Consider the following 23,369-nt stretch of genomic DNA (forward strand, 5'->3'; position numbering starts at 1 on the left):
TTTTATCTAATCCAGATTTCACTTTCAACAATCAATGGTATCACTACCCCAATAATAAATGCCGACATCACTAAAGTCCAATCGCGTTTTGAGAATCTAAAAACGGTTTGAACAATATACGACAAAATCAAAACCACAAAAACCACTACAATCTGGGCCGCTTCTATTCCTAATGCAAACTCTGACAATGGCAATATTTTAGAAGTGGCATCACCTCCAAGAATCGATTTGAAATAATTTGAAAAGCCCAATCCATGAATTATCCCAAAGAAAAGTGTGATGAAAAACACCAAATTTATACTTTCTTTTTTGCTTGATTTTCCCGCCGTAAAAAGATTAAACAACGCCGTTATTAATATCGTTATTGGAATTAATAATTCAACAACATTCACTTTAATCGCAATTATACCAAAAACGGAAAGCAATAAAGCCATCGTATGTCCAATGGTGAAAAGCGTTACCAAAAGCACAATTCGCTTCCAATCCTTAAAAGAGAAAGGAATTGCTAATGCTATTAAAAATAAAACATGATCATAAGCATGAATATCTAAAACGTGTTTTAATCCTATTTGAAAGTAAATCCAAAATTCTGACATAGGTAATTTATTAGGTTGATAAAGGGGTTGTAAACTTACGATTAATTTTGAAAATGATTGATTTGATTATTTAAATAAATGCAATTCAAAAGAGATCAAATTCAAAGAAAAAATATAAAAAAATTAAAATCATTAATTTAAAAATAGATTTATCTTTGTAAGATAAAAAAACAATAATTATGTCATTTTCAGATTTATTTGATAGCGAATTCAAACAAAGAAATAAAGGTCATTTTTCAGCTATTGTTCGTGTAGCACTTGCTGACGATAAGTTTGCTCCGGAAGAAAAACTATTTTTAGACAAACTGGCTGTTCGATTAGAAATTTCTCAAGCAGAATATGAAGAAATTTTAGAAAACCCACTAAAATATCCTATAAACCCTCCTTATTTACATGAGCAAAGACTGGAGCGTTTGTTTGATTTAGCAAGAATGGTTCACGTTGATCATCAGTTAGGTGACACACAAGAATTATTATTAAGAAAAATTGGAGTAGCACTAGGCTTTAATGCTGAAAATGTAGATTATATTATACATAAAGCACTTAAATTAGTAGATAGAAAAGTAGATTTAGATACTTTCCTTTTCGAAATGCAAAACATGAACAAGTAATTGTAAAGTATAAAAAAAGCTCCCAGAAATCTGGGAGCTTTTTTTATTAAACATGCATTTTAGTATTTGCTTAATTTAGCTTTATGCATAAATTCTTCTGCTTTTTCTACCATGTTGTAGCTTCCGCAAAAGAACGGGACCCTTTCATGTAATTCTGTTGGTTCAATTTCCATGATTCTATTAAATCCGTCTGAAGCTTTTCCTCCGGCTTGTTCAGCAATAAAAGCTAACGGATTGCATTCGTAAAGCAAACGTAATTTCCCATTTGGTGCTTTGGAACTTGTAGGATACAAATAAATTCCGCCTTTAATCATATTTCTATGAATATCAGAAACCAAACTTCCTATATATCTTGAAGTATATGGTCTGTCACCTTCTTCTAACTGGCAATATTTTATATAATCTTTTACTCCCTGCGGAAAATGAACATAATTCCCTTCGTTGATGGAATAAATATGACCGTCTGTTGGGAATTGCATTTTTGGATGCGATAAATAAAAAGTTCCAATGGCCGGATTCAATGTAAATCCGTTTACTCCATGTCCAGTAGTGTAAACCAACATCGTCGATGTTCCGTAAATAACATAACCTGCCGCAACCTGATTGATTCCCGGCTGTAAAAAATCTTCTATGGTAACTGGAGTTCCTATTGGAGTAACTCTTCTATAAACCGAAAATATAGTCCCTACGGAAACATTCACATCAATATTTGATGAGCCGTCAAGCGGATCCATTAAAACCACATATTTGTTATTATGGCTGTTGTCACTTCCTTCTACGGTGATAAAATCATCATTCTCTTCAGAGGCAATACCACAAACAATTTCACGATTGATTAAAGTTTGAATGAAAATTTCATTGGCATAAACGTCGAGTTTTTGCTGATCTTCACCTTGTATGTTTTGTTCTCCGGCAGCCCCAACAATATCAACTAATCCTGCTTTGTTTACTTTATAATTGACTACTTTGGCAGCCAATCGGATGGAGTTAATGATTCGGGATAATTCGCCTGACGAATATTGAAAAGCATTTTGGTTTTCAATGATAAATTCTCCTAGTGTTTTGTTGCGTTCTTCCATTACGAAATCGATGTAGTTATTTTGAAGTCACAAATATCGTTTTTTTTGTGAAAACAATTTGAATACTATTTATTTACTTTGACAGTATTGTATATTTGCTGAATAAAACACAAAATTAGTACGTAAAAATGCTATTTTATTGCATTTTTGAATCATTAAAATAAAAATTTATGAATATTAGAAAAGGAAAACCTGAAGACATGCAGGCTGTTTTAGGCCTTATTCAAGAATTAGCCGATTTTGAAAAGGAGCCAGATGCTGTTCTTGTAACTGTTGCCGATTTAATTCGCGATGGTTTTGGACCTGTTCCTTTATTTCATGTTTTTGTTGCCGAAGTGGAGTCAGAAATTGTGGGTATCGCATTATGGTATTACCGCTTTTCAACTTGGAAAGGAAAAACAATTCATTTAGAAGATTTAGTGGTAAAAGACAAAATGCGTGGAACCGGACTTGGATATGCTTTATATTCTGAAATTATAAAACAGGGTAAAAGAGATAATGTTCGAAGAGTGGAATGGAATGTTCTGGACTGGAACGCTCCTGCTATTGAATTTTACGAAAAATCAGGTGCAAAAGTGTTAAAAGATTGGTATGTAGTGCAAATGGATGAAATAGGAATCAACCATTTTGTAGAGAATAAATTGAAATAAAGTATAAAGAACAATTTTTGTTTAAAAGTATGAGAGTATTCAAATTTGGAGGAGCTTCTGTAAAAGATGCCGCAGGAATTAAAAACGTATATGACGTTTTACAAAAAGTGGGTTACGAAGATGTATTGTTAGTTGTTTCTGCAATGGGAAAAACGACGAATGCATTGGAAATTGTCATAAAAAACTATTTCGACAAATCGGCTGAGTTAAATTCATCAGTCCAAGAAGTAAAAAAATACCACAATCAAATTTTGATGGATTTATTTGAAGATGACAAAAACGAAGTTTTTGCTGCTGTAAATACTCAATTTGCTGATTTAGAATATTTCTTGACACATAATAAATCTCCTAATTATAATTTTGTTTACGACCAAATTGTAAGTTATGGCGAATTAATTTCGACAACTATTCTTAGTCATTTCATGAATTTCATGGGAATAAAAACGCAATGGCTGGATGTTCGTAATTTCATAAAAACAGACGCTAATTATAGAGATGCAGAAGTAGATTGGGAATTGACACAGAAGAACATTGCCAAGAACGTAAAACGAAAAATCTTAAATATTACACAAGGTTTCTTAGGTTCTGATGAGAATAATTTCACTACTACTCTAGGTCGTGAAGGTTCAGATTATACTGCTGCGATTTTTGCCTATTGCCTAAATGCCGAAAGCGTAACCATCTGGAAAGATGTTCCCGGAGTAATGAATGCCGACCCAAGATATTTTGAAAACGCAAGTTTATTAAATCAAATTTCGTATCGCGAAGCCATTGAATTAGCTTTTTACGGCGCAACGGTTATTCACCCAAAAACACTGCAGCCTTTACAAAAAAAGGAAATCCCTTTGTATGTAAAATCATTTATAAACCCATTATTAAAAGGGACAAGTGTTTCTAAAGGTGTCGATTTAGAACCGTATTTACCTTGTTTTATTGTCAAAAGAAACCAACTTTTAATTTCTCTTTCATCAATAGATTTCTCTTTCATCATGGAAGAAAACATCAGTGAGATTTTTGCGTTGTTTCACCAATTCAAAATAAAAGTAAACTTAATTCAGAATTCTGCCATTAGTTTCTCTGTATGTGTGGAAGATAAATTTGATAATTTTAAAGCGCTGAATGCCATTTTATCTAAAAAATTCAAAGTTGAATTTGACGAAAATGTAACCTTATATACAATCCGACATTTCAATGACAAGGCAGCACAAACTGTAGAAGAAAATAAAGTCGTTTTATTGAAACAAGTCAGCCGTGAAACCATGCAAGTGATCACTAAAGAAGTTTAAAACTGTTTCAACAGTATTAAAATGGGAATCGAAATTTAATTTTGATTCCCATTTTTTGTTATTCCAAAGCATAAAATCAAGCACTCTAAACCAGAATATGTCGATTTGTCTATTCATCAATTTTCTGATTGGCACATTTTCTAATTATCGAATTATAAATACTACTTTTGGTACTTTCGAGTTATAGTATTTATGTTGAAAAAATTACTTTTTTGGATTGTAATAGGCTGTTTTTCTGGGCTCCATGCTCAGGAAATTAATTCGCTGTACAAAACCAAAAAAATCCTTCTTTCCCGCGACACAATTTATATTGAAAAAGAAAGTATCAATTCCAGTTTTTTCAAATTGCTTGACGCCAATGGCAAGCCTATCGACAGTACTTTATTTAAAATAAATTTCAAAAAGGGAACTCTGATTTTAAAGGAAAACAGTTCTTTTACCTCCGATTCACTTACAGTACAGTATCTTAAATTCCCAGAAATACTAACCCAGGAATACCGCATTTACGACCCCAGCAGAGTGGTCAGTAATGAAGCCGGCAATGGAAATTTATATAAAATTGAAGCAAAAAACCTAAAGAAAAACGTGCCTTTTGACGGTTTGAATACTTCCGGAAGCATTACCCGTGGCATTACTATAGGAAACAATCAAAATGCTGTTTTGAATTCTAATTTAGATTTACAAATTACTGGTAAAATTTCCGAAAAAGTAAGTTTAAGAGCTTCCATTCAAGACAGTAATATTCCATTGCAGGATGGCGGCTATTCTCAAAAACTGGATCAGTTTGATAATGTTTTCATGGAATTATTCAGTGACCAATGGAACATTCGAGCAGGAGATATTTTTCTGGAAAACAAGAAAACCCAATTCTTGAATTTCAATAAAAAAGTACAGGGACTGTCTACTAATTTCAACTTTGGAACCGAAGAAAACAGAACGAATGTATTTGCATCAGCAGCATTAGTTCGAGGGCAATATGCCAAAAGTAATTTTGTGGGACAGGAAGGCAATCAAGGTCCGTACAAATTAAAGGGACAAAACGGAGAATTGTATGTTCTGGTGGTTTCGGGCTCAGAGCGGGTTTATGTAAATGGTATTTTACTGAAACGAGGCGAGAACAATGATTATACGATAGATTACAATGCCGGTGAAATTGTATTTACGCCACTTTTTACCATCACTTCCGAAATGCGAATCGCCATAGAATATCAATACTCCGACAGGAATTACACCCGTTTTGTAACGTATGCCGGTGCCACGCATGAAAATGAAAAATGGAGTTTTGGAGGCTATTTATATTCGGAAAACGACTTGAAAAATCAACCGCTACAACAAAATTTATCACAAGAACAAGCCCAGATATTAGTCAATTCCGGAGACAATCCTGATTTAATGACGGCGCCTTCTGCCTACGCTGATTCCTATTCCGAAAACAAAGTACTGTATCGAAAAACTATAGTTAATGCCATTGAAATTTTCGAATATTCAAATGATGCTCAACAGGAATTATTCAATGTTCGTTTCACTTTGGTCGGAGCAAATAATGGGAATTATATCGTGACAAATTCGGCTACCATTACGCGAGTTTATGAATATATTGAACCCATAAACGGTATTCCTCAAGGAAATTATGAACCCATAATTCAGCTTATTGCGCCAACAAAAATTCAAGTTGCCACCTTTTTGGGAAAATACAAACCCAGCGAAAAAACGGCTGTCGATTTTGAAATTGGCCTGAGCAACAATGATCAAAATTTATTTTCATCCATTGATGACCGCAATAATCAAGGCTTGGCCGGAAAAATCAATGCCAAGCAAAGGCTTTTTTCAAAAAAATGGCAGGTTGATGCTTTTGCGAATTATCAATTTATACAAAAAGATTTCAGATCCGTGGAACGACTGTACAATATAGAATTTGACCGAGACTGGAATTTAGGAACCGCTGCCATTGGAAATCAAAGTTTATTGGTTTCCGGTTTGCAATTGGACTTAAATCCAGAACCAAAATCTACTACTAGAGGACTGTTGTTGTATCAGTTTGAAAAACTGGATTTCTCTGAAAATTTTTCGGGTAGCAGACATATTTTAAATGGTTTGTTTCGAATAAAAAAATGGACTTTTCAAAACCAAGGCAGTTTCCTAAAAAGTGATGGCAGTGTTTTATCATCGAAATTTTTAAGAAACCAATCTCAAATGCGTTTTCATTTCGATAAAAATTGGGTTGGCTCCAGCTTGCGTTTAGAAGACAATCAAGAAAAAGACAAAGCAACAAATCAGTTTTCGGTTCTAAGCCAAAAATTTACGGAGTATGGTTTTTTTACCGGTCGTGGCGACAGCACAAAAGTTTTTGTAGAGTTGGGCTATTTAAGAAGAACCAATGACAGCCTTCAATCCCAAAGTGTCGGGAGGCTGCTGCAGCGGGTAAATTCCTCCCAGACTTTCATGTTAAAATCTAAATTGATACAAACCAACAGAAGTGATTTATCTATTTATGCCAATTATAGAATCTTGGATTTTGTGGATGCAACGAGAAAAAAAGAACCTACATTAAATTCCAGAATAGTGTACACGGATCGTTTTTTCAATCAGTTAATCCAAAGCACAACCGTTTATGAAACGAATTCAGGAACCATTCCGCAACAGGAATTTACGTATCTGGAAGTTTCCGCAGGTCAGGGTGTATATACCTGGAATGATTATAACGGGAATGGAATTCAGGAATTGCAGGAGTTTGAAGTCGCTCCGTTTATCGATCAGGCAAAATTCATCAGAGTGTTTTTGCCCAATCGGATCTATATAAAAACACATCAAAATAAATTCTCCCAATCCGTGACCTTAAACCCGAATCAATGGCAAAATGAAAAAGGATTAAAAAAATTACTTTCCTATTTCTATAATCAAACCGCATTTATAATTGACCGGAAAACGAGAAGTGACGGAGACAATTTTGAATTAAACCCGTTTAGCGGTTCTAATGAAAATGTCCTCGGATTGAATTCCAGCTTGAGGAATAGCTTGTTTTACAATCGGGGAAAACAAAACCATTCGGTTACCTATTCTTATCTTCAGAATAAAACAAAAAACTTGTTATCGATAGGTTCACAAGAAGCCACCAACAGTTCGCATCAATTGCAGTATGGACATTTGTACAAAAAAAGTTGGCTGTTTGGTTTTTTTGCCAAAACAATCCAGACAACTATTCAATCCGAGAATTTCCCAGAAAAAAATTATGACATAAACGGATATCAATTGGCACCAAAAATTAGTTATTTATTCTCTAAAAACACCAGCTGGGATCTCTTTTATGAATTGCAAAGCAAAGAAAACCAAATTGGAGTTTTCGAAACGTTGTTACAAAACCGTTTTGGAACTTCCTTTTCCTACGCCAGCGATAAAAAAATAACGCTGAATGGCGAAGTCTCTTTTTACCAAAATAAATTTGAAGGAAATGAATTTTCTTCGGTTGGATTTCAAATGCTGGAAGGATTACAGACTGGACAGAACCTCACTTGGAGATTGCTTTTACAAAAAAACATCACACAATTTTTAGACATTAATTTCAATTATCAAGGGCGAAAAAGCGAATCAAGCCAAACCATTCATACCGGAAATGTTCAATTGAGAGCTTATTTTTAATACTGGAATTTGGAATAATTTCATTGATTGAATTTATAAACTATGATTATTTTTTATTATTTTTATTATATAAAATTTAAAATCAAATTATTATGAAAAAATTACTGTTGTTATGTTTTGTAATTATTTTGTCAGCAAACTTGCAAGCACAAGAAACTGCAGCCGAAAAGAAAGCAGCAAAAGCTAAAACTGAAAAATTGGCTAAAGCCAAAAAAGAAAAAGCGGAAGCGGCTAAAGATAAAGCGGCTATAGCCAAAGAAAAAGCAGCCACGGCTAAAAAAACAGCTAAAGACAAAGCAGAAGCTGCCAAAGACAAAGCAACTACAGCTAAAGAAAAAACAACAAAAGACAAAGCCGAAACTGCAAAAGATAAAGCTGCTACTTCTAAAAAAATAGCAAAAGACAAAGCGGAAGCTGCTAAAGATAAAGTAGTCAAAGATAAAGCCGAAACCGCAAAAGATAAAGCTGCCATAGCTAAAGAAAAAGCAACAGCATCTAAAAAAACAGCTACAAAAAAAGCAGAAACTGCCAAAGATAAAGCAGCGACGGCTAAAACTGCGATAAAAGAAAAAGCTACAAGCAGCAAATCAGTAAAAAAAATCAAGGAAACCAATGAAAAAGCACCTAAAGTAGCCGACAAAATAACAGGTGAGTACAATGGTAAAAAAGTATATACTGGTCCTCGTGGCGGAAAGTATTACATTAACTCAAACGGAAATAAAACCTACATACAAGAATAATTTTTTTATAGAAAACATATCGGAAAGGCTGTCTGTAAAAAGATAGCCTTTCTTTATTTTAGTCTAAAAAAAAGAGAAAAACAATCTGAAATAGTATTCAATAATTGGATAATTTAATAGTTTAGTAATATTTTGCAAATACAAAAAAGGGCTTAACTTATGTATCTTTCAACTATAAAAAACATTTGATACAATTAGAAATGGATATAAAAACCGCCCCTAAAACTATTTTGATTGCGCCTTTAAACTGGGGTTTAGGTCATGCCACCCGTTGCATTCCAATTATTAGAGCTTTACAAGAGAACAACTATATTCCCATAATTGCCTCTGATGGTATTGCTCTTGAATTACTCCGAAAAGAGTTTCCCAGCGTACAAACTTTGGAACTCCCATCCTATCAAATTGAATATGCTAAAAATGGCGCCAATTTTAAATGGAAACTAATAAAGAATGGCCCAAAAATGATTAGAGCCATTCTGGAAGAAAAAAAAATAATTCAAAATTGGATTGAAAAACATGCAATCGACGGCATTATTTCAGACAACAGATTAGGTGTTTTCAGCAAAAAAGTACCCTCTGTATTTATTACCCATCAATTGAATGTGATGACTGGAAATACCACTTGGATAACCAGTAAAATTCATCAATCAATTATAAAAAAATATACGGAATGCTGGGTTCCCGATCTATCAGGTACTCCAAATTTAACCGGCAAACTAGGTCATGTTGACAATCCAAATCTCAAAACAAAATACATTGGTCCTTTGAGCAGACTCCAAAAGAAATTGTTACCAAAAAAATATGATTTACTAGTAATTCTCTCTGGTCCTGAACCTCAACGTGGCATGTTAGAAAAACATTTAAAAGAAGAAATTATTAACTATAGCGGTAATGCAATTTTTATTGAAGGAAATATAGAAAAGGAGCAAAAAACAAGAATAATTGGAAATGTCACCTATTACAACTTCATGAATTCAACTGAACTGGAGCAGGCTTTTAACGAAAGTGAAATGGTTCTTTGCCGTTCGGGTTATACTACAATCATGGATTTAGCTCAACTGAGAAAAAAAGCTTTTTTTATTCCAACACCCGGGCAATATGAACAAGAATATTTAGCCAAAAAATTGAAGAAAGAAGGTCTGGTTCCTTATGCAACGCAAGATGATTTTAGAATGGAAAATATTCTAGAGATTGAGGAATATAAAGGATTGCCTCGATTAGACTCTAAAATTGAATGGGCAAATTTGTTCCAAGTTTTTCAAAAATAATCAACCTTTGATACATAGAAATAAAAAAACCGATTCACAAGAATCGGTTTTTTTAATGTTATTAATCGTAGGTTTTATGTTGTTTTCTTACTTGTTTTTGTTTTTTCAAGTGTAAAAGAAAATTCAGAACCCACGCCATACGTACTGTCTACATAAATTTTCTCATCATGCGCTTCAATAATATGTTTTACAATAGATAAACCTAAACCTGAACCGCCTTCGGTTCTTGCTCCACTCTTATCAACTCTGTAAAAACGCTCAAAAAGTCTTGGGATATTTTTTTTCTCTATTCCTTCTCCGTTATCCGTGATTCGAACAATGACTTTTTCATCTGTCAAATCTTCAATACTTACCTCGGTAGAACCTTTTACTTTTCCGTATTTGATTGAGTTTACAACAAGATTCATCACTACTTGTTGTATTTTTTCCTGATCCCCAACCACCATGACCGGTTTGTTGTATTTCATGTCAAACATCAACAGGATATCTTTCTTTGAAGCTTTCATTTCGAGCAAATCAAAGACATTTTGAACTAATTTCACAATGTCAAATTCGGCAATTTCCAAGTTCAAATCTCCAATTTCCAGTTTAGAAATCATGTCTAAATCTTGTACGATATAAATCAATCGTTCTACTCCTTTTTCGGCGCGTTCTAAATATTTTTTTCGGATTGTTTTATCGCTCATGGCTCCGTCGAGCAAGGTTGACAAATATCCTTGAACCATAAACAAAGGCGTCTTGAGTTCATGAGAAACATTCCCAAGAAACTCTCTTCTATATTCTTCACGAACTTTTAAAGTTTCGATTTCTAACTTTTTATCGGTGGCAAACTTTTTCACTTCGCGTGTAAGCGTCGCCATATCTGTTGTAATGGGCTGGTTTCTAAAAGTACTTGACTCTAATAAAGAAACGTCATCATATATTTTTTTAACTTTTTTATAGATAAATCGCTCAACTCGATACTGTATGACCAAAAATGAAAATGCAGCAATCGCAATGGCAAAAATTAAACAAAAGCGATACGAGAAAGTGAAAAATAAATACGTGAGGAAACCAACTAATCCTGTAGAAAAAAGAGTGATGTAAAGCGCTGACTTTACCGCAAAACGATATGTTTTTTTAAAATTTATTGTCATTTACACTTCAAACTTATAGCCTACTCCTTTTATTGTTTTAAACAATTCTTCTCCTATTTTCTCTCTTAGTTTTCTGATGTGAACATCAATTGTTCTTCCACCAACAACTACTTCATTTCCCCAAACTTTGTCGAGAATCTCGTCACGTTTGAATACTTTTCCAGGTTTTGAAGCAAGCAGGTAGAATAATTCAAACTCTTTTCTAGGCAATGCAATTTCAACATTATCCTTAACGATTTTATATTCTTCGCGATTTATTTCGATTCCGCCTACGTTAAGTGTTTCGCTGTTTTGCTCCTTTTCTTTTAATCGGCGTAATAATGCTTTTACTTTACTGACTAATAATTTAGGTTTAATAGGCTTTGTGATGTAATCATCTGCACCGGCATCAAAACCTGCAACTTGAGAATAGTCTTCACTTCTGGCTGTCAAAAAAGTGATGATTACATTACTGAGTTCAGGAATCTTTCTAATGTTTTCGCAAGCTTCCATTCCATCCATTTCCGGCATCATTACATCCATTATAATAAGGTCTGGCATTTCTTTTTTAGCTTTCGCTATTGCCTCTCTACCATTTGCTGCCGTAACGATTTGATACCCCTCTTGAGAGAGGTTATACCCTACTATTTCCAGGATATCCGGTTCATCATCTACTAATAAAATCTTCGTGTTTTTCTTCTTCATAAAGCGCCAAAAATTGTTTTTGAATTGTAAATGTAATAATAAATGGGATATTCAAATGGTGTTAACCATAATTTAATATTGGGGTGATTTTAGGACCCAAAACAAAACATAACCATAACAAGCCAGTAACTTACATTTTACATTTCAGGCGTTACTTTGCAAAAAAATTAAAACCAAATGAAATTCAAGTTACTATTTTTCACGTTATTAATAACAGTTATTTCTTTTTCACAGAATAAAGGAACGATTTCTGGAATCTTAACAGACAAAGATGCTAATAATCAGTCTTTACCTTTTGCTAACGTTCTTATTAAAGGAACAAATATAGGAACTAATACTGATATTGATGGTAAATATACCATAACTATACTACCTGGAAGCTATACTTTACAACTTAGTTTTGTAGGGTATGAATCTGTAGAAATTCCTGTGACAGTGGTTGCTGATGAAACAGTAACTATTAACAGAGCACTAGGTTCTGGTAGCTATACCCTGAAAGATGTTGTTGTAAGAAACACAGCAAGTAGAGAAAAGGAAACAGCTCTTTTATTAGACCAAAAACAAGCGGTCGTAATTAAACAAAGTATCGGTGCCCAAGAAATGGCTCGTAAAGGAGTTAGCGATGTTGAGGAAGGTTTGACAAAAATTACCGGAATCACTAAAGTTGACGGAAGAGGTTTATTCATCAGGGGACTAGAAGACCGTTACAATAACTTATTGATAAACGATTTACAATCACCATCAAACAGTCCTTTCAAAAAAATCATTCCATTAGATTTATTTCCTACTGATGTTGTGGGAGTATTAAACATCTACAAAACTTTCAATACTAACATTTCTGGAGATTTTGCCGGAGCAACCGTTAATATCGAAACACCTCAACCAAAAAACATCACTAAATTGAATATTGGTTTTGGATATACGACTAACAATAATCTTCAAGACTTTTTACTTTCTGATGATGCAAATTCTACAAAGGGAACTTTAGGACTGATTGGTAATGACAGAGCACTTCCTGGTATTTTTGGATCAGTTCCAAGTGGACAAAAACTTTCTCCTGCTGAATACGAAAATGGATTTGGTAAAAAATCATGGGATGTTAACAATACAAAAAGTCCTTTGAATTCTAGTATTGGATTTTTACATGCTCAAAAATTCAATCTTAAAAACGAAAGAAACATTAGTTATATCATGTCCTTCAACTTTGACAACAAATACTCATACAGAGAAGGTGTTGACAGAACTTTCAATCTTGGACAAGGGAACTACGACAATAATTTATACAATACGCAATACAGCTACCAAACTACTTTTTCTGGTTTAGCAGGATTGAAGTACAAGACAGATCGTTTTAATTTAAGCTTCAATACGTTCTTGATTAAAGCGACTGAAAGCAAAATTCAAGACCAAGTAGGTTACACAAACAGTTTGGCAAATCAGACAAACAACCTTATTAGATTAAATCAATACGAAGAATCTAACTATTGGAACTCACAATTGTACGGTGATTATAAATTAACCGAAGACGGAAAACACAGCATAAAAGCTGGAGGTTCTTATGTGAAAACTTCTTTTCAACAACCTGACAGAAAATTTATCACTGGTGTAAAAGTAAGTAATAGCCAAATAAATATGTCTTATGGTGGTAATAACTTGAACCGTCAATTTCTTGATGTAAAAGGAAACTTCTATTACTCTTCACTTTTAGAATATAATTTAAAATTTGGAGACAAGGAAGATTCTAATAAATTATCTATTGGATACAACAGTTCGCTGAACGACATGGAATCTTCTTACCGTTTCTTCTCAGGAAGAAGAAATTTGGAGAAAAACTATACTGCTGATTTAAGTACTATAAGCCAAAACATCAACGAAGATATCAACAACGGAATTGTTTATGTTCAGGAAGAATCTAACGGAGATTATAAAGTAAAATTGAATCAGTTTGTTAATGCAGGTTACTTCAATTTGTTCATGAATCTTGGAGAAAAATGGGATTTGAATGCTGGTATTAGAGGTGAAAGTTCTACTCGTACCATAAAATACAGACAACAAGGTGATCCTTTTGGAAGCGCTTACCGCAAAAAGACAGATGACAAACTTGATATCTTACCATCTATAAATGCGAAACGTATTTTGAATGAAAACAGTAATTTGAGAGTGTCATTGGCAAAAACAATAACTCGTCCAGTTGCGATGGAGTTGTTACCAATAAATTATATCAATGCCGATGGAACTTCAGAAAGTGGAAACCCAGATTTGAAAGACAGTGAAAACTATAATGTTGATTTCAAATACGAATTGTTTCCTAACAATAAAGAATTATTTGCTGTAGGAGTATTTGGAAAGATGATCAACGATCCAATTGAAAGAGTTTTCAAACCAACTGCAAATAGCGGTGGACAAATCACAACTTTCAAAAACTCAGAGCAAGCAGTTATTTATGGTGCCGAAATAGAAATGCTTTTCCAATTGAGCAGAATCAGCAAATCTCTTTCTAATTTCTCTTTAGGTTTCAATACGTCATTGATGAGTACTGATGTTAAAATTGACATTAAGAAACAAGGGAATGAATTAGAAAACAGCACAAATCGTAAGCTGCAAGGTGCTTCAAACTGGTTAATCAATTCTGATTTAAAGTATGACTTCATCCTTAATAAAGATTGGAAAAACTCTATGACCTTAGTATATAATGTTTATGGAGACCGTATTTTCGCTGTAGGTTCTTCAGGAATTGATCATATCTACGAGAAATCTTTCAGTAAATTAGATTTTGTTTGGACTAACTCAATTTCAAAAAGTATCGAACTTAAATTTGGAGTAGACAACATCTTAAATCCAAGTTATAAAAAAGAGTTGGGAAGCAAAAGCACTTTAAACATTACAGAAGACTCACTAATTTTAAGAGAATTCAAAAAAGGTGTCGGGTTCTCCTTTAACATAGGATACACGTTTTAAAAACAACAAAAAAAGAGCTTTAATAGCTCTTTTTTTGTTTACGTAAGTAACATAAACTTTACATCAAATTCATTGTTATATAATACTTTAATAACAATTACATAACTAAATTTCAGAAGCTCGGAAGTACTTTTGAAATAAATAATTAACAAAAAAACTTATAATTTTAAAATCATTAAAAATGAAAAAATTAGTATTCAGTCTTGCATTATTGAGCTTGGTTTTTACAAGTTGTACTTCAAGTGATGACGATGTAGTAACAACTCCACCAACTGCAACGGGTGAAATCACAGGAGATATCACAGCTACAAAAACGTATACAAAAGGTGTTTATACTATTAAAGGTACAGTAAGAGTAAAAAGCGATGTTACATTAACTTTTGAAGCTGGTTCAGTAATTACTGCTGATGTAGCTGACGGTACAGATGCATTATTAGTAGAAAAAGGCGGAAAATTAAATATTTCAGGAACTGCAGCAGAACCTGTTGTATTTACTGAAAAATCTAAAACTGCAGGTTCTTGGGGAGGTATAATCATGTTTGGTGATGCTCCTATCGTTTCTGCAAAAGCAGCTGACGGAAGTGCTATTACAACTGCAACTTCTGAAGACGGAACAAATATAGTTTATGGTGGTACAAATGCTGCTCATAATGGTGGTTCTTTGAAATATGTACGAGTAGAATATGCAGGTAAAAAAATCCTTGACGGAAATTCTGAGATGAATGGTTTCTCATTCTATTCAGTAGGTTCTGGAACAGTATTAGAAAATCTTGTTGCTTACAAAGGAGCTGATGACGGTTTTGAATTTTACGGAGGAACTGTAAGTGCTAAAAACCTTATTTCTTACGGAAACACAGATGATTCTTTTGACTGGCAAGATGGATGGCAAGGTCAAGCAAATACTAACTGGTATGCTTATCAAACTGGAGCTGGAAATTTTGGAATGGAAATCGAAGCAAAAAGTGTGAACAATACTTTCTTTCCAAAAGTATCTAACATTACTTTAAGAAGAGCTGCTGGTACTGCAACTGAGGCTGGTAACCCACTTGAAATAGATGCAATCCAATTCAAAAAAGAAGGAAACGGAGAATATTCTAATGTAGTAATTTCAGGATACACAAATACTGCAGTTTCAGGAACTACAACAGTAAATGCGGTTGCCGTTAGAATACAAGATGCTGCTACAAACACGAATCAAGTTCTTACTGGTAAAATAAAAATGTTAAATGTAAAAATTTCAGACACTAATACAGCTCAATGGGGCGCTGGTGCAGCTTTTACAGTTTCATTCTTACCTGCAAACTTCACAACAAGCACAACAGCATCTGGAGCAGTATTGACTCCTGGAGCATGGGCTATTGTAGATGGTGTTAATTTACTATCGAATTTATAAAAAACACCCGCATATATTTATATCAAACATCCTGAGTTTTCAGGATGTTTTTTTTTGGTACGCTTTTTGAATTATTTTTTGTATATTTACTATTCAATCTAATCCGATGGCAAAAAACTACTTTTATACTACCCTTTTATTGGTTTTTTTATTTTCTATGAGCACTAATGCTCAGGAAACTAAGCAACAACCAAAAACACAAGAAACCGCCGTTATCGAAGGTTTAAACTTGTACCCGAACCCTGTGAGTAATGGAAAAGTCTACATTACTTCAAAAAATGACTTAGATAAAGAAATCATTATCTTTGATGTTTTAGGAAAAAAAGTGCTTCAAACAATGCTTAGTTCCAGAGAGCTCAATGTCTCTAATCTAACTTCCGGTGTTTACATCATAAAGATTAATGAAAAAGAGGCATCTGCGACCAGAAAACTAATTATAAGATAATACCTCAACATTTAAATACAAAAGCTCCAATTCCTATTGGGGCTTTTTTTTATACAGAATTCTAATATAAGAGATTCCAAAAACAGACTATTGCACTTTTGTAAATGAGCTTGCCTTAAAATTTTTGATTACTTTTGCAAAAAAAATTCTTGATTACATCCTCCGATATATTTGCTATTTCCAGTCAAAAACAGTTTGAGAAAATCGCCTTGAAAGTGTTTCGTTTCCAATACGAAAACAACTTGGTCTATCAAGAATTTTGCAATTTTTTAAAAACAGATCCTCATAAAGTAAAGTCATTACAGCAGATTCCCTTTTTACCGATTCAGTTCTTTAAGAGTCATGAAGTGGTTTCCAATACCAATCCAATTCAGGAAACCTTTACCAGCAGCGGAACAACCGGAATGATTACCAGCAAACATCTGGTTACCGATGTTACCTTATATGAAGAAAGCTACCGCAAAGGATTTTCAGAATTCTATGGCAATATCGAAGATTATGTCGTTTTAGCCTTGCTTCCATCCTATCTAGAACGAGAAGGTTCTTCCTTAATTTACATGGTCAAGGATTTAATTGAACTGTCCAATCATCCTGATAGTGGTTTTTACCTGCACAATCATGACGAACTGATTGCCAAACTCATAGCTTTAGACCAAGCCGGTCAAAATGTCATTCTGATTGGTGTTACTTTTGCTTTATTAGATTTAATTGAAAAACATGAGTTTCAACTGCAGCATACCATTATCATGGAAACCGGCGGTATGAAAGGCAAACGTAAAGAAATGATTCGCGAAGAATTACACGAACAATTGTGCAAAGGATTTGGCGTTTCTGCCATACATTCTGAATATGGAATGACCGAATTGCTTTCGCAAGCCTATTCTTTAGGAAACGGCGTATTTGAATGCCCTTCTTGGATACAAATCCTCGTTCGCGACACCGAAGATGCTTTGACCTATATTCAAGACGGAAAAACAGGCGGAATCAACGTGATTGATTTGGCCAACATTAATTCTTGTTCGTTTATTGCTACGCAGGATTTGGGCAAAAAAAATCCCAACAACTCTTTCGAGGTATTGGGACGTTTTGATAATTCTGATATTAGAGGTTGTAACTTGATGGTTCTTTAAAGTTTATTTGGTAATTTGTTGATTCGGTTAACCAAATCAACGAATAAACAAATAAGCTATTACACCACTCTCACCACAAAATAATTTTTCTTTCCACTTTGCAACAATACAAATTGATTGTTGATTAAATCTTTTGTTGAAAGCACAAAATCCTCAGCAACTTTTTCTTTATTCACTGAAATAGAATTAGCCGTCAAAGCGCGTCTTGCTTCACCATTCGATTTCATAAAACCTGTTTTTTCATTCAAAACAGTAACGATATCAATTCCTGCTTCGATTTCGGTTCTGCTGATTTCCGCTTGAGGAACACCATCAAAAACATCTAAGAAAGTTGTTTCGTCTAGTTGTTTCAAATCATCTGAAGTAGAATTCCCAAACAAAATATTTGATGCTTTTATCGCATTTTCTAAATCTTCTTTTGAATGAACAAAAACCGTAAGCTCTTCGGCCAATTTTCTTTGTAAAGCTCTTAAATGTGGAGCCGTTTTATGCTCTTCTATTAACGCATCTATTGTTGCCGCATCTAAGAAAGTAAAAATCTTAATGTATTTTTCTGCATCAACATCGGTCGTATTCAACCAAAACTGGTAAAATTTATAAACCGAAGTTTTATCAGCGGTTAACCAAACATTTCCTCCTTCGGATTTTCCAAATTTAGAACCATCCGCTTTTGTTATCAAAGGACAAGTCATTGCGTATGCTTTTGCATCTTCACCTACATTCATACGACGAACTAACTCAGTTCCTGTTGTAATATTCCCCCATTGGTCAGAACCTCCCATTTGCAACAAACAATTGTATTCTTTGTGCAAATGGTAAAAATCATACCCCTGAATTAATTGGTACGTAAATTCCGTAAAAGACATTCCTTCGCCTTCACCGGACAATCTTTTCTTTACAGAATCTTTGGCCATCATGTAATTCACGGTGATTCGTTTACCCACATCACGAGCAAAATTAATGAATGACAAATTCTTCATCCAATCGTAATTATTTACCAGAACTGGCGCATTTATTTCATTCGAATTAAAATCTAAAAAACGAGATAAAACACTTTTTATTCCCTCTACATTATGATTCAAAGTCGCTTCATCCAAGAGATTTCTCTCATCCGATTTCCCAGATGGATCACCAATCATTCCTGTAGCTCCACCAACTAATGCGATAGGCTTATGTCCAAAATTTTTCAAGTGAACCAAAAGTATTATAGGCACTAAACTTCCAATATGTAAGGAATCCGATGTTGGATCAAATCCTATATAAGTCGTTGTCATTTCTTTTAGAAGTTGCTCTTCAGTTCCAGGCATAATGTCGTGAACTAGACCGCGCCATTGTAATTCGGAAATAATATTTTTCATTTTATAAAAATCAATTTTCACAAAGATAGCTTTAATTGCATAATTTGAAAATCTATCGGTCTAAAAATCGAACAATCTAATTATCTTTACAAAATGATTTTAGTCACAGGAGGAACCGGTTTAGTAGGCGCACATTTATTACTTCATTTAATTGAATCCCAAAGTATCGGGAGTGAAAAAGTACGCGCTATTTATCGAAGTATCGCTTCGATGGAGAAAACTAAGTCCCTATTCGCTACCTATAAAAAGGAATCGTTGTTCGACCAAATTGAATGGATTCCCGCAGATATTACCGAAGTTCCTTCGTTAGAAATTGCCTTTCAAAATATTGACACCGTGTATCATTGTGCCGCTTTAATTTCTTTTGACCCAAAAGATGAAGATGCATTGCGAAAAACAAACATTGAAGGCACCGCGAATATTGTGAATTTCTGCATTGCTTTTGGAATAAAAAAACTGTGTTTTGTAAGTTCTATTGCTACTTTGGGCGATTTACTGCCTCATGAAAAATTCATCACGGAAGAAACCGAATGGAATCCAGAAAAACCACATAATGATTATGCCATTTCTAAATATGGTGCCGAAATGGAAATTTGGCGTGGGCAACAAGAAGGATTATCGGTAATAATTGTAAATCCAGGCGTTATTCTTGGCCCCGGTTTTAGAGAGCAAGGAAGTGGACAACTTTTTACGAAAGTAAAAAACGGATTAAAATTTTACACGCTGGGCTCAACAGGATTTGTTGCCGTTACTGATGTTATTCGGATAGCACATCAATTAATGCAAAGCGAAATTAAGAATGAACGCTTCACCTTGATTGCCGAAAATAGTGTTTTCCGTGACATTCTGAATTCTATGGCTGATGCATTGGGTGTTAAAAAACCTGAAATTCACGCAAAACCCTTTTTTATGGAAATGCTTTGGAGATTGGATTGGTTTGTTTCGAATGTGTTGCAACAAAAGAGAAAACTCTCTCAAACAACTGCTAAAGCTTCGTACTCGACAACTATATTTTCGAACCAAAAGATTAAAGATACCTTGAAAACTGATTTTATAAATATCCACCAATACATCAAAGAAATCTCTAATCTATAAGTTCTTTTCTTAGTCTAATTTTGTAGTATCTCTGCTGATTGCAGCTTGTTTTTGCTTTTTGTCAACAATAGGATTCTTTTTCTTTTTTTTCAATTTGACCAAAGAATCTACACTCTTAGTATTTGCCTCCAATCGCTTTCTGATTTGTTCAAACATGCTCTTGTATTCATTATAATCAGAGGCATAATAAACATTGCTTTTAGCAAATTGAACACTGTCAATTTTATATTTTTTAAAAATATAGTCTCTCGAATTTATTTTAAAGGTATCCAAAGACGCCGGATTTTGATTTCTTATGGCTTCCAAAATAGATAAATCATACATAATATCCACCATAACGTCTTTCTCTATAAGTCGTTCCGGCTTGTTCACCACTTCTTCTTTACAGCTTACAAACAGTGTTACAATCGTTAAAAATGTTATGATTTTTCTCATTTATGAAATTTTATCTATCAAATAATAAACGTTTTCCTGCACGAATATCTTTTACTTTAAAAGCGGTATAAACCAATTGCCCGTTTACAAAAGTATGGGTAATTCTAGACTTAAAAGTAAACCCTTCAAATGGAGACCAACCACATTTAGCCAAAATATTTTCTTTTTTTACGCTCCAAGGCAAGCCTGAATTTACAATTACCAAATCCGCATAGTAGCCTTCTTTGATAAAACCACGTTTTTCTATTTTGAAAATTTTCGCCGGATTGTGGCACATTTTCTCCACAATTTTTTCAATGCTTATTTTTCCTTGGTGATGCGCTTCAAACATAGCTACAACAGCATGTTGCACTAATGGCCCACCGGAAGGCGCATTCAAATACGATTGTTTTTTTTCTTCTAAAGTATGTGGCGCGTGATCCGTTGCAACCACATCAATTCTGTCATCCAGTAATGCTTCCCAAAGCGCTTTTCTGTCATTCGCCGTTTTTACAGCTGGATTCCATTTTATAAGATTGCCTTTAGTAGCATAATCATCATTGGTAAACCATAAATGATGCACGCAAACTTCGGCAGTGATTTTCTTATCTTCCAAAGGAATTTTGTTTGTAAACAAATCCATTTCTTTGGCGGTCGAAAGATGGAAAATATGCAAGCGAGCCCCTGTTTTTTTAGCCAGCGCAACCGCTTTGGAAGACGAAATATAACACGCTTCCTCGCTTCGGATAAGGTGATGAACCGTAACGGGAACGTCCTCTCCAAACTCTGCTTTGTATTTCTCTAAATTATTTTTGATAGTGGCTTCATCTTCACAATGTACCGCAATAAGCATGGGTGTACTCGAAAATATTTTCTCTAAAGTAGCTTCATTATCCACCAACATATTCCCTGTTGAGGAACCTAAAAATATTTTTATTCCGGCAACATTCTTTGGATTTGTTTTTAAAACTTCTTCCAAGTTATCGTTGGTTGCGCCCATCATAAAAGAATAATTCGCATACGATTTTTCGGCAGCCAACTCGTATTTTTGCTCTAATATTTCTTGGGTAACCGCATTAGGAACCGTGTTGGGTTGCTCGATATAAGAAGTAATTCCTCCTGCAACCGCCGCTCTGGATTCTGATTCGATGTCTCCTTTGTGCGTAAGTCCTGGTTCTCTAAAATGCACTTGATCATCAATTGCACCCGGAATCAAATAATTCCCTTCGGCATCAATAATTTTACATTGAGAGGATTTTGCACTAATACTTTCTGAAATCTCAACAATTAAGTCATTTTCAATTAATACATCGCCCTCAAAAATCACCCCTTCATTTACTATTTTGGCATTCTTAATTAAAACCCTATTCATCCTGCTTTTTCTTATAATGTGTTGACTAATCTTTTTAATCTAAGTGCAATAACTCCAAAAACGGCTTCAATAATTATCGAATTACTCATTTTGGATTGCCCTTTTGTTCTATCGGTAAAAATGATGGGAACCTCAGCAATTTGAAATTTTTTACAATACGTTCTGTATTTCATTTCAATTTGAAAAGCATATCCAACAAATTTTATTTTATCTAAATTAATCTCTTCGAGCACTCTTCTTTTGTAACAAACAAAACCTGCAGTGGCATCATGAATTTTCATTCCGGTAATCATTCGTACATAAACCGATGCAAAATAGGACATCAATACACGGCTCAACGGCCAGTTTACCACATTTACTCCGGTAACATAACGCGAACCAATCGCTAAATCAGCATCGCCAAAATGACACGCATTGTATAATTTCTCTAAATCATTTGGATTATGGGAGAAATCAGCATCCATTTCAAAAATGAAATCATATTGATGCGCTAATGCCCATCTAAATCCATGAACATAAGCCGTTCCCAGACCCGATTTTTTTTCTCTTTTTTCCAAAAACAATCTCCCTCCAAATTCAGACTGAAGTAAAACAACCTTATCAGCAGTATGATCCGGTGAATTATCATCAATAATAAGAACATGAAAAGATTTATGCTGCGAAAACACCGATCGAATAATGCTTTCTATATTTTCAATTTCGTTATAGGTAGGAATTATAACAATACAATCATTCATATTTTTGACTAATTTCACCGCAAAAGTAAACTTTTTATGCCATTTCATCCTTAATAAAATTATAATAAAAAGAATGATATAAAAATTAGTAATTTTGCAGCGTTATGATCGAAAATATACTTCATCCAAGAATAACTGAGAGCAAAGACTGGGCAACCGTGCTTTTTGTTCTGTCATTTGCTATTATTGCTGTTACAAAATCTGTTTTCGAAAACAGATTTGGTGATTTTGCTAATTTAATTTTTTCCAACAAATACAACAAAGTGTACAGAGACAGCAGCCACCTAAAAAGCGGTTTTACCATTTCCTTGTTTTTTGTCCAAGTCATTTCACTTGCTTTCTTTATCCAAATTTCGCTAAGCTATTTTGGTCATGCTTCAAAGACAGATTGGATCCTTTACATTCAAATTTTTACTTTCCTAACTTTCTTTGTTTTATCTAAATATTTGATTGAGAAAATAATAGCAACATCCTTCAATATTGAAGAATTTATGGAGCAATTTAACCTCCAAAAGGTGACTTATAGAACCTATATTGGACTAATCATACTGCCGTTGAATATTATTTTGTTTTATTACGACTCATTTTCAAGAAATATTCCATTGCTAATTATTGCTATAATATTGATAATGAATATTTTAACTTATTTGATTTCAATAAAAAATTATCAAAATATAATATTCGGTAAGTTGTTTTATTTTATTTTATATCTTTGCGCTCTTGAAATAGCACCCTATTATTTTATGTATTATTGGTTTACAAAAGGGAGTGCTTAGAAACC

At 33.8% G+C, this 23,369-nt stretch carries 20 protein-coding genes; 12 read left to right on the plus strand and 8 right to left on the minus strand.

The features are described 5' to 3' along the window. Nucleotides 1–2: 2 nt before the first annotated feature. Nucleotides 3–596: a HupE/UreJ family protein gene (locus C8C87_RS13385; protein ID WP_121342931.1), complete on the minus strand. Its 594-nt coding sequence runs from the start codon at nucleotides 594–596 to the stop codon at nucleotides 3–5. 179 nt (nucleotides 597–775) lie between these two features. On the opposite strand from C8C87_RS13385, the gene C8C87_RS13390 reads away from it, so the two are divergent. Then, nucleotides 776–1,207: a TerB family tellurite resistance protein gene (locus tag C8C87_RS13390; RefSeq protein ID WP_099714226.1), complete on the plus strand. Its 432-nt coding sequence runs from the start codon at nucleotides 776–778 to the stop codon at nucleotides 1,205–1,207. 59 nt (nucleotides 1,208–1,266) lie between these two features. Here C8C87_RS13390 and fbp read toward each other — a convergent pair whose 3' ends face one another. After that, nucleotides 1,267–2,286: a class 1 fructose-bisphosphatase gene (gene fbp / locus C8C87_RS13395; RefSeq protein ID WP_121342932.1), complete on the minus strand. Its 1,020-nt coding sequence runs from the start codon at nucleotides 2,284–2,286 to the stop codon at nucleotides 1,267–1,269. Between the two features lie 170 nt (nucleotides 2,287–2,456). Here fbp and C8C87_RS13400 point away from each other — a divergent pair, with 170 nt between their 5' ends. From C8C87_RS13400 to C8C87_RS13420, 5 genes are all read left to right on the plus strand, one after another. Further along, nucleotides 2,457–2,936: a GNAT family N-acetyltransferase gene (locus tag C8C87_RS13400; protein ID WP_121342933.1), complete on the plus strand. Its 480-nt coding sequence runs from the start codon at nucleotides 2,457–2,459 to the stop codon at nucleotides 2,934–2,936. A 29-nt stretch (nucleotides 2,937–2,965) separates the two neighbouring features. Further along, nucleotides 2,966–4,222, plus strand: a complete 1,257-nt coding sequence (locus C8C87_RS13405; protein ID WP_121342934.1) for an aspartate kinase — start codon at nucleotides 2,966–2,968, stop codon at nucleotides 4,220–4,222. A 192-nt stretch (nucleotides 4,223–4,414) separates the two neighbouring features. Beyond that, a complete protein-coding gene (locus tag C8C87_RS13410) occupies nucleotides 4,415–7,858 on the plus strand; it encodes a hypothetical protein (protein ID WP_121342935.1) in 3,444 nt (1,147 codons plus the stop codon). A gap of 92 nt (nucleotides 7,859–7,950) precedes the next feature. Further along, entirely contained in the window at nucleotides 7,951–8,598 is a 648-nt protein-coding gene (locus tag C8C87_RS13415) for a hypothetical protein (RefSeq protein ID WP_121342936.1), read from the plus strand. Nucleotides 8,599–8,798: 200 nt separating this feature from the next. After that, nucleotides 8,799–9,866: a glycosyltransferase gene (locus C8C87_RS13420; protein WP_121342937.1), complete on the plus strand. Its 1,068-nt coding sequence runs from the start codon at nucleotides 8,799–8,801 to the stop codon at nucleotides 9,864–9,866. A 74-nt stretch (nucleotides 9,867–9,940) separates the two neighbouring features. Here C8C87_RS13420 and C8C87_RS13425 read toward each other — a convergent pair whose 3' ends face one another. Next, nucleotides 9,941–11,002: a cell wall metabolism sensor histidine kinase WalK gene (locus C8C87_RS13425; RefSeq protein ID WP_099714219.1), complete on the minus strand. Its 1,062-nt coding sequence runs from the start codon at nucleotides 11,000–11,002 to the stop codon at nucleotides 9,941–9,943. Next, complete coding sequence (locus C8C87_RS13430) at nucleotides 11,003–11,686, minus strand: response regulator transcription factor (protein ID WP_121342938.1); 684 nt, start codon at nucleotides 11,684–11,686, stop codon at nucleotides 11,003–11,005. It lies immediately after the preceding gene. A gap of 177 nt (nucleotides 11,687–11,863) precedes the next feature. Between C8C87_RS13430 and C8C87_RS13435 the strand changes: the two genes are divergently transcribed. The 4 genes from C8C87_RS13435 to C8C87_RS13450 all read left to right on the plus strand — a co-directional run bounded on the left by C8C87_RS13435 (nucleotide 11,864) and on the right by C8C87_RS13450 (nucleotide 17,612). Beyond that, complete coding sequence (locus tag C8C87_RS13435) at nucleotides 11,864–14,644, plus strand: TonB-dependent receptor (RefSeq protein WP_121342939.1); 2,781 nt, start codon at nucleotides 11,864–11,866, stop codon at nucleotides 14,642–14,644. 181 nt (nucleotides 14,645–14,825) lie between these two features. Next, nucleotides 14,826–16,037: a hypothetical protein gene (locus C8C87_RS13440; protein WP_099714216.1), complete on the plus strand. Its 1,212-nt coding sequence runs from the start codon at nucleotides 14,826–14,828 to the stop codon at nucleotides 16,035–16,037. 106 nt (nucleotides 16,038–16,143) lie between these two features. Further along, complete coding sequence (locus tag C8C87_RS13445) at nucleotides 16,144–16,482, plus strand: T9SS type A sorting domain-containing protein (protein WP_099714215.1); 339 nt, start codon at nucleotides 16,144–16,146, stop codon at nucleotides 16,480–16,482. Between the two features lie 149 nt (nucleotides 16,483–16,631). Further along, nucleotides 16,632–17,612 (plus strand): acyl transferase, encoded by a 981-nt coding sequence (locus C8C87_RS13450; RefSeq protein ID WP_121343379.1) that lies wholly within the window; start codon nucleotides 16,632–16,634, stop codon nucleotides 17,610–17,612. 59 nt (nucleotides 17,613–17,671) lie between these two features. On the opposite strand, the gene tyrS is transcribed toward C8C87_RS13450, so the two are convergent. Beyond that, nucleotides 17,672–18,970 carry a tyrosine--tRNA ligase gene (gene tyrS / locus C8C87_RS13455; RefSeq protein WP_121342940.1) on the minus strand — a complete coding sequence of 433 codons (1,299 nt, stop codon included), beginning with the start codon at nucleotides 18,968–18,970 and terminating at the stop codon, nucleotides 17,672–17,674. A gap of 93 nt (nucleotides 18,971–19,063) precedes the next feature. Here tyrS and C8C87_RS13460 point away from each other — a divergent pair, with 93 nt between their 5' ends. Then, nucleotides 19,064–20,065 (plus strand): NAD-dependent epimerase/dehydratase family protein, encoded by a 1,002-nt coding sequence (locus tag C8C87_RS13460; protein ID WP_121342941.1) that lies wholly within the window; start codon nucleotides 19,064–19,066, stop codon nucleotides 20,063–20,065. Between the two features lie 9 nt (nucleotides 20,066–20,074). Here the strand turns inward: C8C87_RS13460 and C8C87_RS13465 are convergent, their stop codons facing one another. The 3 genes from C8C87_RS13465 to C8C87_RS13475 are packed head-to-tail and all read right to left on the minus strand — an operon-like array spanning nucleotide 20,075 to nucleotide 22,588. Further along, nucleotides 20,075–20,500, minus strand: a complete 426-nt coding sequence (locus C8C87_RS13465; protein WP_121342942.1) for a DUF4296 domain-containing protein — start codon at nucleotides 20,498–20,500, stop codon at nucleotides 20,075–20,077. A gap of 10 nt (nucleotides 20,501–20,510) precedes the next feature. Further along, on the minus strand, nucleotides 20,511–21,851 hold the full coding sequence (locus tag C8C87_RS13470; RefSeq protein WP_099714211.1) for a dihydroorotase: 1,341 nt from the start codon (nucleotides 21,849–21,851) through the stop codon (nucleotides 20,511–20,513). Nucleotides 21,852–21,862: 11 nt separating this feature from the next. Then, nucleotides 21,863–22,588: a polyprenol monophosphomannose synthase gene (locus C8C87_RS13475; RefSeq protein WP_121343380.1), complete on the minus strand. Its 726-nt coding sequence runs from the start codon at nucleotides 22,586–22,588 to the stop codon at nucleotides 21,863–21,865. Between the two features lie 104 nt (nucleotides 22,589–22,692). Between C8C87_RS13475 and C8C87_RS13480 the strand changes: the two genes are divergently transcribed. Further along, nucleotides 22,693–23,364 (plus strand): DUF4271 domain-containing protein, encoded by a 672-nt coding sequence (locus tag C8C87_RS13480; protein WP_121342943.1) that lies wholly within the window; start codon nucleotides 22,693–22,695, stop codon nucleotides 23,362–23,364. The last annotated feature ends 5 nt before the right edge of the window (nucleotides 23,365–23,369 follow it).

Origin of the sequence: Flavobacterium sp. 120 (assembly GCF_003633605.1) — a bacterium.
Lineage (GTDB): Bacteria > Bacteroidota > Bacteroidia > Flavobacteriales > Flavobacteriaceae > Flavobacterium > Flavobacterium algoritolerans.

Coding starts and splice junctions, on each gene's coding strand:
- C8C87_RS13385 (WP_121342931.1), bottom strand. CDS start 596: ATGTCAGAATTTTGGATTTACTTTCAAATAGGATTAAAACACGTTTTA.
- C8C87_RS13390 (WP_099714226.1), top strand. CDS start 776: ATGTCATTTTCAGATTTATTTGATAGCGAATTCAAACAAAGAAATAAA.
- fbp (WP_121342932.1), bottom strand. CDS start 2,286: ATGGAAGAACGCAACAAAACACTAGGAGAATTTATCATTGAAAACCAA.
- C8C87_RS13400 (WP_121342933.1), top strand. CDS start 2,457: ATGAATATTAGAAAAGGAAAACCTGAAGACATGCAGGCTGTTTTAGGC.
- C8C87_RS13405 (WP_121342934.1), top strand. CDS start 2,966: ATGAGAGTATTCAAATTTGGAGGAGCTTCTGTAAAAGATGCCGCAGGA.
- C8C87_RS13410 (WP_121342935.1), top strand. CDS start 4,415: ATGTTGAAAAAATTACTTTTTTGGATTGTAATAGGCTGTTTTTCTGGG.
- C8C87_RS13415 (WP_121342936.1), top strand. CDS start 7,951: ATGAAAAAATTACTGTTGTTATGTTTTGTAATTATTTTGTCAGCAAAC.
- C8C87_RS13420 (WP_121342937.1), top strand. CDS start 8,799: ATGGATATAAAAACCGCCCCTAAAACTATTTTGATTGCGCCTTTAAAC.
- C8C87_RS13425 (WP_099714219.1), bottom strand. CDS start 11,002: ATGACAATAAATTTTAAAAAAACATATCGTTTTGCGGTAAAGTCAGCG.
- C8C87_RS13430 (WP_121342938.1), bottom strand. CDS start 11,686: ATGAAGAAGAAAAACACGAAGATTTTATTAGTAGATGATGAACCGGAT.
- C8C87_RS13435 (WP_121342939.1), top strand. CDS start 11,864: ATGAAATTCAAGTTACTATTTTTCACGTTATTAATAACAGTTATTTCT.
- C8C87_RS13440 (WP_099714216.1), top strand. CDS start 14,826: ATGAAAAAATTAGTATTCAGTCTTGCATTATTGAGCTTGGTTTTTACA.
- C8C87_RS13445 (WP_099714215.1), top strand. CDS start 16,144: ATGGCAAAAAACTACTTTTATACTACCCTTTTATTGGTTTTTTTATTT.
- tyrS (WP_121342940.1), bottom strand. CDS start 18,970: ATGAAAAATATTATTTCCGAATTACAATGGCGCGGTCTAGTTCACGAC.
- C8C87_RS13460 (WP_121342941.1), top strand. CDS start 19,064: ATGATTTTAGTCACAGGAGGAACCGGTTTAGTAGGCGCACATTTATTA.
- C8C87_RS13465 (WP_121342942.1), bottom strand. CDS start 20,500: ATGAGAAAAATCATAACATTTTTAACGATTGTAACACTGTTTGTAAGC.
- C8C87_RS13470 (WP_099714211.1), bottom strand. CDS start 21,851: ATGAATAGGGTTTTAATTAAGAATGCCAAAATAGTAAATGAAGGGGTG.
- C8C87_RS13475 (WP_121343380.1), bottom strand. CDS start 22,588: ATGAATGATTGTATTGTTATAATTCCTACCTATAACGAAATTGAAAAT.
- C8C87_RS13480 (WP_121342943.1), top strand. CDS start 22,693: ATGATCGAAAATATACTTCATCCAAGAATAACTGAGAGCAAAGACTGG.